11 protein-coding genes are annotated in these 14,197 nt (G+C 59.4%); all 11 read right to left on the bottom strand.

From position 1 onward, the window contains the following. Positions 1–25: 25 nt before the first annotated feature. A complete protein-coding gene (locus ACWBU6_RS05255; RefSeq protein WP_452647788.1) occupies positions 26–2,035 on the bottom strand; it encodes an acyltransferase family protein in 2,010 nt (669 codons plus the stop codon). Positions 2,036–2,151: 116 nt separating this feature from the next. Further along, complete coding sequence (locus ACWBU6_RS05250; RefSeq protein ID WP_452647787.1) at positions 2,152–2,532, bottom strand: GtrA family protein; 381 nt, start codon at positions 2,530–2,532, stop codon at positions 2,152–2,154. Then, entirely contained in the window at positions 2,529–3,530 is a 1,002-nt protein-coding gene (locus ACWBU6_RS05245) for a glycosyltransferase family 2 protein (RefSeq protein WP_452647786.1), read from the bottom strand. The genes ACWBU6_RS05250 and ACWBU6_RS05245 overlap by 4 nt, the downstream gene beginning before the upstream one ends. An 18-nt stretch (positions 3,531–3,548) precedes the next feature. Further along, positions 3,549–5,777, bottom strand: coding sequence for a hypothetical protein (locus ACWBU6_RS05240; RefSeq protein WP_452647785.1), 2,229 nt, complete (start codon positions 5,775–5,777; stop codon positions 3,549–3,551). Beyond that, positions 5,774–6,907 carry a glycosyltransferase family 4 protein gene (locus ACWBU6_RS05235; protein ID WP_452647784.1) on the bottom strand — a complete coding sequence of 378 codons (1,134 nt, stop codon included), beginning with the start codon at positions 6,905–6,907 and terminating at the stop codon, positions 5,774–5,776. The genes ACWBU6_RS05240 and ACWBU6_RS05235 overlap by 4 nt, the downstream gene beginning before the upstream one ends. A 12-nt stretch (positions 6,908–6,919) precedes the next feature. Next, positions 6,920–9,637, bottom strand: a complete 2,718-nt coding sequence (locus ACWBU6_RS05230; RefSeq protein WP_452647783.1) for a glycoside hydrolase family 99-like domain-containing protein — start codon at positions 9,635–9,637, stop codon at positions 6,920–6,922. A gap of 63 nt (positions 9,638–9,700) precedes the next feature. Then, the gene (locus ACWBU6_RS05225) at positions 9,701–10,603 is read right to left on the bottom strand and encodes a class I SAM-dependent methyltransferase (RefSeq protein WP_452647782.1); all 903 of its coding nucleotides are present in this window, start codon (positions 10,601–10,603) and stop codon (positions 9,701–9,703) included. Continuing rightward, positions 10,596–11,960: an ABC transporter ATP-binding protein gene (locus tag ACWBU6_RS05220; RefSeq protein ID WP_452647781.1), complete on the bottom strand. Its 1,365-nt coding sequence runs from the start codon at positions 11,958–11,960 to the stop codon at positions 10,596–10,598. The genes ACWBU6_RS05225 and ACWBU6_RS05220 overlap by 8 nt, the downstream gene beginning before the upstream one ends. Continuing rightward, positions 11,950–12,768 (bottom strand): ABC transporter permease, encoded by an 819-nt coding sequence (locus ACWBU6_RS05215; protein ID WP_452647780.1) that lies wholly within the window; start codon positions 12,766–12,768, stop codon positions 11,950–11,952. The genes ACWBU6_RS05220 and ACWBU6_RS05215 overlap by 11 nt, the downstream gene beginning before the upstream one ends. After that, on the bottom strand, positions 12,768–13,313 hold the full coding sequence (gene rfbC / locus ACWBU6_RS05210) for a dTDP-4-dehydrorhamnose 3,5-epimerase (RefSeq protein WP_452647779.1): 546 nt from the start codon (positions 13,311–13,313) through the stop codon (positions 12,768–12,770). Before rfbC ends, ACWBU6_RS05215 begins: the two co-directional genes overlap by 1 nt. Next, positions 13,313–14,194 carry a glucose-1-phosphate thymidylyltransferase RfbA gene (gene rfbA / locus ACWBU6_RS05205; RefSeq protein WP_452647778.1) on the bottom strand — a complete coding sequence of 294 codons (882 nt, stop codon included), beginning with the start codon at positions 14,192–14,194 and terminating at the stop codon, positions 13,313–13,315. The genes rfbC and rfbA overlap by 1 nt, the downstream gene beginning before the upstream one ends. Positions 14,195–14,197 lie beyond the last annotated feature (3 nt).

Here is a 14,197-nt window from a genome sequence, read left to right as displayed (position 1 = left end):
TAAAAATTATCCGCCTTAGCTCGCCTTAGTCTGAAAATATTCTGGCACCGATCCGGTCCACAAAATATTCAGAACTCGGCTTGGTAAGGTGTCCCGAATCAACAGCCGTCAGGTCATTCGTAGTAGGGCCGACCTGCGTCAAGCATCCTTGCGTATTGCACATGACATCCAGCGCCGAAATGTAGCTGACTCCAATCTTGGGCATCTCAGTCTTGAAATGCTCATCCCATTTGGGCGTTTCAGTGCGTAAACCAAAACTCATATATTCAGGCGCCAGCGCATGCATTGGCGCCGTTTGGGAGTAGCCGATCATGCTGTTAAGCAGGGTCCTGTTCCATTCGGGAAGAGGGCCCACTACCACGATGCGTGACTTCGGTGTGGCGCTGCGAATCCTGCGAACGGTTTCACCCAATCCAGCCATAGATTTTTGTGGCGTGTCGTAGGCGTTCATGCCGCCAGTCATCCAGCTGATGACGATGACTTCGGGTTGCAGAATCCTTGCTGCCTCGAGTGCTTCGGAGTTCGCCGCTTCCAGGCTCTTATTGTTCGCCGCAATCTTGTCGCTCAAGAAGAACGGCGGTGCGTTGCCCGCAGTAAATTGTGCAATGCCGAACGGCTTGGTCGCTGCCAGTTTGGCCAAGCCTGGGTACAGGGAGGCCGCGTAGGAGTCGCCCCAGATAAAGACCAATGGTCGCGCCGCGCCCCCACAATTCTTGATCCTCGTCTCGATCGATACTTCCACCGGATTACTATGGCATTGCCCGTCCCGAATGATTTCTGCGAAGTGGAAGTGTTCATAAACGTTCCGCACTTGAAGCAGATCAGAAACTTGAGCAGGGAAGCGAGAAACAAAACCGCCTTTGTACAAGGTGGTTGCGCCAACCACGCCCAGCACGCACATCGCAGAGAGCAAGATCCAAAACTTCAGTACTTCCCGCGTGAAACCCTTCAGCTTCTTTTCGATAGCGCTGTAGCTCAACCACGCCAAGGCGATGCTGGCCCCTATGATTCCCACTCGGATCATGAGATCACTTGCTGGCGAAACGGACGGATGAACAATGTTGTAATACGAGATGATTGGCCAATGCCAGAGATACAGGGGGTAACTGATCAGGCCGACCAACACAAACGGTCGGCTGGCGAAAATCTTACTGTTGATTAGTGTATTTTCGCCGCCAATGATGATGCATGCCGCGCCAGCTGTCGGCAATAAGGCCCAATAACCAGGGAATCTTTTCCCCGGGTCGGTCAGGAAAATCGCGCACAGGATCAAAGTCAGGCCGGCCGCCGCAGTCAGCTGCAAGATAGTCGTCTTATGTTTCCTGATCACGCTACCGATGCCAATGTTGTCACTGAAAACGGCAAACCGATTCCCCGACGATGCGAAAGCAATCAAGCTGCCCAAGCCCAGCTCCCAGAAGCGGGGCAGCGGAAGGAAGAATGCGGTCACCGGGTTATTCTTGACAAGATAGACGTTATAGGCAAACGATGCTGTAACCAGCAGCAGCAGGGAGACTAATACGAAATTCTTCTTGCGCCAAAACATCCACAATAGCAGCGGCCAGACCAGATAGAATTGCTCTTCAATCCCAAGCGACCACAAATGCAGTAATGGTTTAAATTCGGACGCAGTGCTGAAATAGCCGGCCTCAGTCCAAAGAACAACGTTTGATGCAAACAATGATCCGCCAGCAATATGCTTGCCAAGCGTGGCGAATTCCACTGGCAGCAGCACTTGCCAACCCGCGAGATAGGTGCAGGCCAGAACGATGATCAACACCGGAAAGATGCGGCGGACCCGGCGTGAATAAAAGTCGAAGAAGCTGAAATTACCGCGTTCGAGCTTGTCAAAGATGATCTTCCCGATCAAAAAGCCGGAAATGACGAAGAAAATATCGACCCCTACAAAGCCTCCGCGCAAATATTTGGGGAAGATATGTGAAATCAATACCGCTACTACAGCAACCGCCCGCAAACCATCTATCGATGGCCGGTACACTAAGTGCTCAATGGCGGTTATTGAATTATTTCTCATCGTTATAGCCTACAATACCATTATGATTCTCAAGCAACGGTGGGAATCATCGGCAGCCTGAACACAATTTACTTCCTTCATCGGTGACCGGAATTCCCCCATTCCGGCCGGCGCAATCATTTGAAAACCCAATATTTACTGAGAAGGAAGCCGTTGACGGCAATCAGTGGCAGGGAAAAAATCTTACCCCAAATCACGCCAAACCCCATGATGTTATCCGAAACATAGATGCAGGCCATGGTGAACAGGTAATTAATGGCTACCACAATCAGGAAACGACTCATCTTCCACAGCGATGGCGTCGATCTGAACGTCAGGTTCTGATGGAATAGGTAGTTCACCATCAGGCCTGCCATGAAGCCGCCCGCAACAGCCAGCGCCGCAGTACAGCCAGCCACCAGCAAGGCTTTCAGCACGCCAATGTCGACCACCGCCGACAGCACGCCGCCACCGACGTAGACGGAGAAATGGCGCAGGCGCGCCATGGTCATATTCATGTCTTGTCTCGTTTCAGCGCAGCGCCGCGGCCGCGACGGTGCCACGGCGTTTTCGGCACCGAGCTGATGTCAAAGGCCAGGAAGGCCAGGATCAGTTGCACGCCCATCAGGACCGGCAAGGCCGACAGCATGACGGTGCCGGCCGGGGTCAGCGTGCCTTCGCGCGCCGAGGACAGCCAGTGGCTCAAGCCATATATGGAGCCAAAGCCCAGCAGCAACAAACCGAGCGGCAACTCGACCGAAGCGATCGACAGGTCGCGCAAATAGTAATTGTAGAAAATGCGTTTGCTGAAGTTGCGGATATGCTTGGCCAGGAACTCGCCAACGATCTTGGAGATCTTCAGGTTGCTGACCTCATCGCCATAGCTGGCATCCATTGGCACGTCCTGCACCACCGCACGCAAGGTATTCAGGCGGAACAGGATGTCGGTCTCGAAGAAATAGCGTTTGCTGATCTTCTCGAATGGCAGGTGGCTGGCCACATCCACGTGGATTGCGGTATAGCCGTTGGTCGGATCGAACAGATCCCAATAACCCGACGAAATCTTGGTCATGAACGACAGCACGGCATTGCCGAACAGCCGGATCGCCGGCATCGAGCGGATTTCCTCGAGATCGTAGAAGCGATTGCCCTTGGTGTAGTCGGCTTCGCCGCGCAGGATCGGACCCACGAAATCCGGGACCAGGGACGGATCCATCTGGCCATCACCGTCGATCTTGACGATCACGCCAGCGCCATCGGCAATCGCCTGGCGGTAGCCGTGCATCACCGCGCCGCCCACGCCCTGGTTGACTTCATTGCGCAGCACCACGACGCGCGGATCGACATTGTTCTTCTCGATGAAGTCGCCCGAGCCGTCAGGGCATTTGTCGTCCACCGCATATATACGCCATACCTCGGGACCGATCGCGGCGATCACTCCCAAGACGTGATTGGTCACCTTGTAGCAAGGGATCACCACTGCGATTTGTTTGGACTCGCTAAACATTCGTTTCATAGTTTTCTTCGACAAAAGTCACTTCTTCAGCCGTTCGATATTGATCCTGCCAATTGCTACGCCGAGGGTGCGGGCCGAATTGGCTGGCTTGAACACACCGGATTCAAAGGCCAAACGATCAGTTGGCTTGGCTAGGCTGACCTCCAGGACGATGTCCTGGGGGGCGCCTGTCAGGGCCAAGGGGTAGGTCTTGTCGCCAGCCTTCAATTGCATTGGCGCGCCCAGGTTTTCCGGGAGGCTCCAGCCGAACAGGGTGAGGCGCAGTTTACCTTCGAGCAGGCGCGGCAAGACAACCTCCGCCTTGGGCTCGCTGGTCCACGCGCCCCAATCCTCCTGTTCGTTAAAGCCAGTCAGCAGCACGCCATTATCAGGGGACTGGGTTAGTGTCAGGCTCAATGCCTCGCCTTCGGCCATGACCGTCTTCGGTGCAGCGAGACGCGCTGCTTCGACAGCGTGCGGCACGACCGCCACCGGAGAGCCGCGCAGCGTAATCAGGCGCAGCTGCTTGAACGTCATCGACGCCTTGTAGTCAAACTGAAGCTTGTAGTTGCCGTCGATGATGACCCAATTGGCACCGGCAACATCCTGCGAAGTCACGACCTCCCCCGCGGGACGCGCAATGACTTTAGGCGCATTAGCCAGCCCAAACAACAGATAGGAAGCACGGCCATAACGCTCTTCGGTCACCAGCACGCCGCGGCCCATTTGCTTATCGCCCAACAGCATGCCCAGGGTCTGACCGCCCTGGCTGGCTTCCCGGGTACCGGACAGGTGGACCCACAGCCAGGAGTAATTCTGCAGGAGGCCCGCCCCCAGGATCAGCAGCAGCTGCGCGATCAGGATCCGGGATTGCCACTCGCGCTTATAGACCGACAACAGCAAACCGGCGATCACGGCGGCAGTCACTACCATGCCGAGATATGGCAGCGCGCCACCGTGCGTCCATTGATACCAGTTCTTCGGATTGAAGAACGCCATCAGCAAGGGGTGATCCCAGGGGTAGATCTTGAATTTTGGCACCACCAGCAACAACAGCAGCAATACTGCTCCGGCCAGCACAGCGTTGCACAGTTTCCGCAAGCGCGGCGACCATTGCGTCAGCGCGAAGAGATACACGGGCGGCAGCCAGATCAGCGCGGCGCTGAGGTAGCGGCCGTGCAAGCGCATGGCCTCGCCCTCGTTGATTGCGGCGGCGCCGGCAGTAAACCAGGCGGTCATGGCAAGGTGGGAAGCCAGCATGGCGAGGACGAAGCTCGCCAATGCCGTTTCCAGCGGCGCATCGCTGTGCCTTTCACGCAGGTGTCGCAGCAAATGGCCGGCGGACCATGCCAGCGCCGGCGCGAAAACCAGGGCGACCACGACCAGGTTAGCGAGCAAATAGTGCAAGGCGCTGATGACTTTGCTAAGCAGCGAGACTTGGACTGCCGAATTATCCAGGTACTTGCCATAGAATTTCAAGCCCAGCGCCACGGTCGGGTCGAGCGACCAGTTTCCGGTGGCTGCAAAGGCAAGGACAATCAGCGTGACATAGGTCGAAGCCAGCATGAGCAGGCAGTTGCCCACCACGGCCGACAGCCGGCGCGGTCCGACACCGGTCATCCACATCAGGCCTTGCGCCGCCACAGCAGCGAGCAACAGTGCTATCGCATGCGGTTTGATCAGGATGGCCGCACCGAGCGCCGCGCCGGCGAACGCGCTGGCGCAAAGCGATCGTGCGGGATAGATGCGCACCAGGCTAAAGCCCAGGATGGCAGCCAGCAGCATCAGGTCCACTTCCGGCATGACCGCGTAGAGATAGATGTGCGCGGGGAACATCAGGCAGCAAACCACGCTCAACAGCATGCGCCGCTGACCCAGCAGCGGACGCACCGCGCTGCACACCAGGCATACCGCAGCCACGAATTCAATGGCGTGGACGATGCGGTAGACAGTCAGGAAATGCTCGCCAACCAGCGCGGTGCAAGCATGCACCAGCGAGAAGTACAGGAAGTTCGAAACCCGCTGCAAGCCCGGATCGAGCTGGTACAAGGTTTCGAGCTGGTGATTGAATTTACCGCTGATGAAATACACGTATTCATCGGACCCGAAAATCGGTCCACCCACACCGGCGGCGAATATCACGAAGCAGGCGAATGCAACGAGTATTACAGTTGGTATCGACAGGGTGAATCGACTGTAGCTGATCATCTTTTCTTCTTTTATTGGGATGTCGGCCAGCGGCCTGGTGTGGCCGCCGGAGGCATTCATTTGCCCAGGCTGCGGCGAATGGCGTCTAAACGATTAACGTAATTCAGTCCGGTCGGACGATAAGCGAAACGGTTCTGCATATGCCGGCGCGCCACCGCTCCCAGCGCACGGCCCTTCTCCGGCGAGTCCAGCATGTCGATCATGAAGCTGACCGCCTGGTCGTAATCGGGATCGGCCCAGACCTGGTTTTCGTGGTGCGGATATTCGCCTTCCAGCACCGGAATCAGCTTGTAATCCACGCCGAGCGATGCGTCCGGCGCCATGAAATCCATATTGCCGGAGTAAGCGGTGGCGATGACTGGCCGGCCCAGCGCCATCGCCTCGGCACAGCCGAAGCCATAGCCTTCGGAGCGATGCAGCGACAGGAAGCAATCGCAGCAGCGCACCAGGTTCTTGATTTCATTGCCGGTCATCACGCGCTGGATCAGGGTGACACCGTTATGCAGGTTGGCCACTTCCTTCTGCAACGCGGCAAACGCGGCCGGGTTGGTCTCGACGCCGTTTACCTTGATGACCAGGTGCGCCTTGGAGTACGGGCGCTTGGCCAGCAGGCTGCGGAAGGCGCGCAGTACGCCGGCCGGATTCTTGCGCGTCGAGAAAGAGCGCAAATCATAGAAGAACAGGAAGGTGTAGTCTGCTTCGGGAATGCCGAAGTAGCGCCGCCCCATGAAGCCGCTCAGGGAAACCTGGCACGACAAAGGCATGTGGTAGATCGGCTTGGAACACACCTTCTCCAGGCTCTCCATGATGAAGCGCGATGGCGCCCAGATTTCGTCAAAGCGATCGAGCTGGCTTGCCCATTCTTCCGGATAGCGTGGCAGTTCCCACAACGGGTAAATGACGTTATACCCAGGCACTTGTTCGGCGTGGCCCAGGTGTTTCCACGCCTGCTTGATCTCGTCGCCGTTAATGTGGAAGACGTTGATCGGCCCCAATGAATTCTGCATCGACGGCCCAAACTCCGCCTTGTCGGCCTCCGATGGCGGCGTCAACTTATAGACGTCGAGCAGGCGCGGCGCTTCCCCCGCTGCGCGGAAGGAACGGAAACTGGCGCGCAAATGCTCGCCCATGCCGATCGGCGTGTAAGGGTGCCCGACCAGGCATACCTCGTTTTGTTTGGATGTAGTCATATTCATTGCTTATTATTTCGACAGCAAACGGCCGGCATCGAGCGCGTTGCGCACTGCCTCGAGGTAGGTATGGCCGAAGCGGCGGTCCGGTTCCAGGTAGGCGCCCTCGGCCCACTCGTTCCAGGCGTTGACGAAGACCAGGCGCTCGTCGCCGTAATTCTGCTTGCGGGTTTCCTCGATCGACTCTTCCAGCCAGGCCTGGAATGCGCCTGGCGTGGCATGTTCGAAGCAGAAACTGTTGCCGCCGCGGCGGGCGGTGTTGTCCCAGCCTGGCATCACGCCCTTGAAACGCGTGTAGCCGGGCGCTTCGCGGGTAGCATAGTGCACCGCGATCTCGCGGTAATCGGCAACGCCGCCGGCAAAGTCGGGACGCAGGATTTCCCCGCTCGGTGGTTTGGGTACCGCCATGCCTTGCGGCGGGAATTCGACGCTGGCATCGCAGCCAAACTCCGATGGATGCGAGTCCGAATGCACCAGCTCGAACGATTCGACCATGGCAATGTAGATTTCGCCAATGCCCTGTTCGCGGCAGACGGCACGCCAGCGCGCCGCGGTTTCCGCAAAGTTCGGGAACAGCGTGACGCGGTAGACCACCAGCAGCGGCTTGCCGTCGATACGGATGTATCGCTCATCCTTGAAGTACCGGATCAGGTCGTTGATGACCGCAATATCGTCCTCGATGGAGTGCGATTGCGCCATCAGTACTTCGTGTTCCTGGCCATCCCAGCGGCGGCTCCAGTTTTCGTTCGCCCAGCACAGACAGAACGGCTGCTTGGGTTCGTCGGACAGCAGCAGCTGCTCGATCGGGCGTTCCAGCAGGCGATGGCCGTCGAACCAGTAATAGTAATAGCAGAAGCCGTGCACACCGTATCGCTGGGCGAGTTCGGCCTGCTGCTGCATCACTTCCATCAGCCGCAGATCGTAATAACCCAGGTCGGCGGGAAGGCGCGGCTGGTAATGGCCGACGAAGTTAGGCTGCGCCTTGCTGACGTTGGTCCATTCCGTGAAGCCCTTGCCCCACCACTGGTCGTTTTCCGGGACCGGGTGGAACTGCGGGAGGAAGAAGCAGATCAGGCGCGGATCCATCCTGCTTTCCAGCGTCGCCGTCCATTTCCTTTGCAGCGTAGTCAGGTTGTTGTGGATGGCACGCATCTTGAAAGAATCATCGCCTTGCGCCGTCGTTTTGGACAAGTGATGGATGATGGTGGCGTCCGGATTGTAGTAAATGTCATAGCCGGCATTGCGGATGCTCAGGCACAAGTCGGCATCTTCGCAATAGCAGGGCAGGAATTCTTCCGAGAAGCCGCCGACCTTTTTCACCATCTCGCTCGACAGCAGCAGGCAGGCGCCCGAGACATAGTCGACCCGGCGCAGGTAGGAATAGCGCGGCTTGAGCGGATCGTCGTTCAGGCCCACCATGGTGGCGGCGCCATCCGGCGTGAAGGCGACACCGGCTTCCTGCAGGAAGCCGTTCGGGTAGACGAAGCGTGGACCGACCGCGCCGACGTTCGGCTGCTGGTCGAAGGTTTTGAGCAGTGCGCCGAGCCAGCCGGCAGTCACCTGGACATCATTATTCAGGTAGAGCACATAGCGGCCCTTGACCTCGTCCAGCACGCGGTTGCAGTTGCGCAGGAAGCCCAGGTTGCGCTCGCCGCGGCTGTAGCGGATGTTCTGCACCTGGGACAGCACTTGCTCGGTCTCATCGGTCGAACCGTCATCGGCCACGATGATTTCGAACGTATGGCCAGGTTCGACATGCTGGGCGATGGAGGCCAGGCACTCGAGGGTCAGGACAATATTATTGAACACCGGCAGGATGATCGACACGTCCGGCGCCGCCACCAGGGGGGGAAACGCCAGCGACGCCGCAACACGGTGCAGGTCGCTGTGCTCGATCTTGACCATGTCATACGGCTTGACTTCGAGGTTCTCGAAGCGCTTCGCTTTTACCTGGGCAATCCCGGCCTTGATGGTGGCGTGGTCTTGCCACTCCCAGATACCGTCGGCCACCGGCAGCGCTTGCTGCAGGATGAGTCCCGAGCTGGTCCGCATGGCAGGCGCCTGGGCAGCCGCTGGCGGCAGCGTGAAGCGCTGGTACTCGCGCCAACGCTGGTAAGCGCCGCTACTCTTCAGGGCGAAGCCGAAGAAGGTGAAAATGCCGCTCTTCAATTTCTGCTTGCTGGCGTGGGACAGCGGCAAGGCGCGGTACGAAGCCAAGGCGGCGGCGGCCACGAATTTGCGTCCTTTGCGCGGCAAGGAGCCGAGCGGCGCCTTGACGTGGTCCGCGGTTTCCGGGTCGGCGACCGCCGTCACTGGGGCCGGCGCGGCCGCGGCCGGAAGGGCCAGGGTGTACGACACCTCCAGGCCGCAATGGCTGAATACTTCGCGCCAGAATGGCAGCAAGGGGACCATCTGCGGCGCCGGCATGCCAAGCACGCCTGCTGTGCCGGCCTTGCCCTTGATCAGCTCCGCGGCGCGCAGGAAATACCCTTGCTCTTGCAGCTGGGCGATTGCAGCGGTGCCGACAGGCGCCGAACCGGCGCTCTTTTGGCCCAGTGCGGCAAGAATCTCGTCGTTGAACGCTGCCAGCTCCTTATCTTCCTCGAAGCCGTGCCCGCCTTTGATGCCGGAACTGGCACCGCTTTCCAAAGCAACGCCGGAAGCGCGAAGGCCGCGCATGACCGCGTCCGTATCGCCCTGATGCCCACCCAATGCAATCCGCAATTTCATTTTCTGAACTTCCAACATCTATTCTTGCCTTCCTTCATGCCGCCATCCCATCGCCGTGCCGAATCACTTCGCCTTCTTGGACGATGCGGCAAGCAATGCTTCCTGCTCCCGGCGCCCGATTTCCTGCTCCAGGTGCTGGACGTGCGCATCGCGCTGCGAAATCACATCCTGCAGGCCCTTGATCTGTTCCATCAAGGTCTGCGCATTCTGGAGGGATGCGGCTTTCGCGCCAGCCAGATCGGCGCGCGCCTTCATCAGGTCGGCGCGCTCGACCTGCCGCGTGCCCAAGGCCGAAAAGTAATTGCGCATCAATTGTTGTTCTGGGGCGCCGGCCTGCAGCCACGGCATTGCGGCTGCCTCGCTGGCGCCGCCAATCCGCAACACGCCCAGCCCGTGCGAATGCACGAACTCAAGATGCTCGCCGTAGCCTTCCTTCAATTCCTCCCACAGCTGCCAGACCCCAAAGCCACGCTCGCGCACATTGATATCGTGGAACAGGACAATCGCACCCGGTGCCAGTTTTGGCAGCCAGGTGTCGAAGTCGTGCTTGACCGCTTCGTAAGTATGCAGGCCATCGATATGCAGCAGGTCGATCGAGCCGTCGGCGAAGTAGTTGGCCGCATCGTCGAAAGTCATGCGCAGCAGTCGCGAGAAACCGGAGTAAAAGTCCTGGTTGTGCACATGCACCTGCTCGAACACCTCTTGCCCGTAAATCCCGGCGTGCTCGTCGCCCTGCCAGGTATCGACCGCGTAGCATTTGACCGCGATGTCCTCTTCCTGTGCCGCCTGGCAGAAGGAGAAATAGGAGTTACCCGTATGCGTGCCCAACTCGACCAGCAAGGCAGGGCGCAGCTGCTTGACCAGCCATGCCGCGAACGGCAGGTGGCCGCACCAGGAATTGGGGGCTTGCAGGGAGATGGGGGTGAAGTTCGCAGCTTGCAGCAAGCTGTCTTTGAAGTCATTCATGGGAAGCTACAGTTCTAAGATTTATACTTTGCATCGGAATGCCGATCAGGCCGCCAGCCACGCTGGTGGATTCGGACTTGAAGCTGACCGCATCGTGCACCCAATGGTGCTGGACGTGATCGTGTTGCGAGCCGTTGGCGATCGCCACGGTGATCGAATATTGTCCGGCAGCCAGGCGCGGCATCTGGAATTCGAAATCCGCCACCAGGAACTGGCCGTTCCCGCAGGCGACCGGCTTCTCCATATAATCGAGCCAGGTGTTGTCGCCAAACAGGTTCTGCCCCGTCTTGTCCTTGATGTAGAAGCCGATAATCGGCGAATCCAGCAGACCGTGGGCCTGCGCCTCGACCCGCAGGGTCACGTTCTCGCCGCCGACGATCCAGGCCAGCGGCTGCTTCGCGGCGTCCAGGAAGCGCACGGCCGTGATCTGGGCCTCGCCCTTGCCGAACGAAGGCGCATCGGGATTGAAGTCGAACAGCTCGAGGTCGTTGCGCAAATTGCTCGCGTTGATGAACTCGCGGCGCTGGTCTTGCGCCGCCGCGGCCACCCGCTCGACGGTGGAAGCCTTGATGCGGGTCGACGTGCTCTTGCCTTGCTGGGCCTCGTAAAACGCTTCCAGGTAATGCTCGCACACTTCCTTGGGCGTGCCCCGCTCCAGCATATTGCCTTTTTCGATCCAGATCGCGTCGCTGCACAGGCTGCGCACGGAAGCCGTGTCATGGCTGACGAACAACACGGTGCCGGTCTTCATGAACTGGCGCAGGAAGCGCATGCACTTCTGGGTAAAGAAGGCATCGCCCACGGCCAGCGCTTCGTCCACCACCAGGATATCGGCATCGACGTGGGCAATGACGGCAAATGCCAGGCGCACCAGCATGCCGCTGGAATACGTCTTGACCGGCTGCTCGATGAAGTCGCCGATATCGGCGAAGGCTTCGATCTCGGCAAAGCGGGCCGCGGTTTCGGCGCGTGGCAAGCCCAGCACGGCAGCGTACATGTATACGTTTTCGCGCCCGGTGAATTCAGGATTGAAGCCGGAACCCAGTTCCAGCAGCGCGGCGATACGGCCATGCGTCTCGATGCTGCCGCTGGTCGGGTTCAGGGTGCCGCAAATCATTTGCAGCAAGGTCGACTTGCCACTGCCGTTGCGGCCAATGATGCCAACCGTTTCGCCCTTCCGGATCTCGAAAGAGACGTCATGCACAGCCTGGAATTCGCGGAAATACTGCCTGGGACTGGCGCCCAGCAGCTTTTGCATGCGCGGCAAGACCGACTGCTTCAGGCGGTCATGCGGCTGGTTGTAGATCTGGTAGCTCTTGCTTAAATTGCTGACCTTGATCGCGATTTCAGAGGACATCGGCAAAACCTTTCCGTGTCTTCTGGAACCAGGCGAAGCCGAGCCAGGCGATCAGCATGGAGCCGCCCAGCGTGGCAGCCAGCACGGCCAGGTCCGGCACCCGGCCCCAGAACAGCACTTCGCGCGCCTGCTCGATGACCGGTGCCAGCGGATTGAAGGCGATCAGGTGGCGGTATTCCGGCGGCAGCGTTTCGGCCGAATAGAAGATCGGCGACAGGAACATCAGTGTGGTGGTCAGGATGCCAATGAACTGCGTGGCATCGCGCAGGTAGACGCCAAGCGCGGCCAGCACCCAGCTCAGGCCCAGGATGAAGAAGGGCAGCGGCAGCACCACCAGCGGCAGCAGCAGCACGGTGGCATGCGGCACGCCAATCAGCAGCACATAGGCCAGCAGCCAGACCAGCAGGCTGATGCAGGCGTGGAACAGTGCCGAACCCAGCGCCACCCACGGCAGGATCTCCAGCGGGAACACCACCTTCTTAACGTAGTTCACGTTCAACAGGATCAGGGTCGGCGCCCGGTTGACGCATTCGGCAAACAGGTTAAAGATGATCAGGCCGGCAAACAGCACCAGCGCGAATTCCGTTTTCGAGTCGCTGCCGCCGCTCCAGCGCGATTTGAAGATCACGCTGAAGACGAAGGTGTACACCGTCAGCATGAACAGCGGATGGAAGAACGACCACAGGATGCCGAATACCGAACCGCGGTAGCGCCCGATCACTTCACGCTCGACCAGGGCTTTGATCAGGCCGCGGTTGTGCCAGGAACTGGCCAGCATCTGGCGCGGCGCAATGGAAAACTGCTGCATCAGGCAAACACCTCCGCCTGGCTCAGCGGCGTGCCGTTGGCGTCCTTGGCCGACAGCGATGGCGTGCCCTGGTACTGCCAGTCGATGGCCAGCTCGGGGTCATTCCAGGCGATGCTGCGCTCGTACTGCGGCGCGTAGTAGTCGGTGGTCTTGTACAGGAATTCGGCGCTGTCGCTGAGCACCACGAAACCATGGCCGAAGCCTTCCGGCACCCACAGCTGGCGCTTGTTCTCGCCGCTCAGGATTTCGCCGACCCATTGGCCGAAGGTTGGCGAGCTCTTGCGCAGGTCGACGGCGACGTCGAACACGGTGCCGGCCACCACGCGCACCAGCTTGCCCTGCGCCTGCTGGATCTGGTAGTGCAAGCCGCGCAGCACGCCCTTGGCCGAGCGCGAGTGGTTGTCCTGCACGAAATTGGCGCTGCGGCCAATCGCTTCTTCGAAGCGGGCCTGGTTGAAACTCTCGTAAAAAAATCCACGCTCGTCGCCGAAAACCTTGGGTTCCAGCAGGACGACGTCGGGAATGCGCAATCGGGTGGCGTTCATCAGTACACTTTCTCTTCCAGGATGCGCAGCAGGTATTGGCCGTAGCCGTTCTTGGCCAGCGGGCGGGCCAGCTTTTCCAGCTGCGCGGCGCCGATCCACTGCTGGCGGAAGGCGATTTCTTCCGGACAGGCCACTTTCAGGCCCTGGCGGTTTTCCAGGGTGGCAATGAACTGCCCTGCTTCCAGCAAGGACTCGTGGGTGCCGGTGTCGAGCCAGGCATAGCCGCGGCCCATGATTTCGACATTGAGCTTGCCCTGCTCGAGGTACAGGCGGTTCAGGTCGGTGATTTCCAGTTCGCCGCGCGCCGACGGCTTCAGGCTCTTGGCCAGCGCGGCCACCTGCTGGTCGTAGAAGTACAGGCCGGTCACGGCATAATTCGATTTTGGCTTGGCCGGTTTTTCTTCCAGCGACAGCACGCGGCGCTGCTCGTCGAATTCGGCCACGCCATAGCGCTCGGGGTCGTGCACGTGATAGGCGAACACGCTGGCGCCTTCGGTGCGGTCCATGGCGTTGCCCAGCAGGTCCTGGAATTCGTGGCCGTAGAAGATGTTATCTCCCAGCACCAGCGCCGAAGGCGCGTCGCCGATGAACTGCTCGCCGATAATGAAGGCCTGGGCCAGGCCATCGGGCGACTCCTGCACCGCGTATTGCAGGTTCAGGCCCCATTGCTCGCCATCGCCCAGCAGTTGCTGGAAGCGCGGCGTGTCTTGCGGGGTCGAAATGACCAGGATGTCGCGGATGCCGGCCAGCATCAGGGTGCTGAGCGGGTAGTAGATCATCGGCTTGTCGAACACCGGCAGCAATTGCTTGCTGATTGCCAGGGTGGCCGGGTGCAGCCGCGTGCCGGAGCCGCCGGCGAGAATAATGCCTTTGCGTTTCATGCG

The organism is Pseudoduganella sp. HUAS MS19, assembly GCF_053615455.1.
Note: the sequence above shows the minus strand (reverse complement) of the source record. Positions and strands in the feature narration are given on the sequence as shown.

Coding starts and splice junctions, on each gene's coding strand:
- ACWBU6_RS05220 (WP_452647781.1), bottom strand. CDS start 11,960: ATGTCCTCTGAAATCGCGATCAAGGTCAGCAATTTAAGCAAGAGCTAC.
- ACWBU6_RS05215 (WP_452647780.1), bottom strand. CDS start 12,768: ATGCAGCAGTTTTCCATTGCGCCGCGCCAGATGCTGGCCAGTTCCTGG.
- ACWBU6_RS05245 (WP_452647786.1), bottom strand. CDS start 3,530: ATGAAACGAATGTTTAGCGAGTCCAAACAAATCGCAGTGGTGATCCCT.
- ACWBU6_RS05235 (WP_452647784.1), bottom strand. CDS start 6,907: ATGACTACATCCAAACAAAACGAGGTATGCCTGGTCGGGCACCCTTAC.
- rfbA (WP_452647778.1), bottom strand. CDS start 14,194: ATGAAACGCAAAGGCATTATTCTCGCCGGCGGCTCCGGCACGCGGCTG.
- ACWBU6_RS05240 (WP_452647785.1), bottom strand. CDS start 5,777: ATGAATGCCTCCGGCGGCCACACCAGGCCGCTGGCCGACATCCCAATA.
- ACWBU6_RS05255 (WP_452647788.1), bottom strand. CDS start 2,035: ATGAGAAATAATTCAATAACCGCCATTGAGCACTTAGTGTACCGGCCA.
- ACWBU6_RS05225 (WP_452647782.1), bottom strand. CDS start 10,603: ATGAATGACTTCAAAGACAGCTTGCTGCAAGCTGCGAACTTCACCCCC.
- ACWBU6_RS05230 (WP_452647783.1), bottom strand. CDS start 9,637: ATGAAATTGCGGATTGCATTGGGTGGGCATCAGGGCGATACGGACGCG.
- rfbC (WP_452647779.1), bottom strand. CDS start 13,313: ATGAACGCCACCCGATTGCGCATTCCCGACGTCGTCCTGCTGGAACCC.
- ACWBU6_RS05250 (WP_452647787.1), bottom strand. CDS start 2,532: ATGAATATGACCATGGCGCGCCTGCGCCATTTCTCCGTCTACGTCGGT.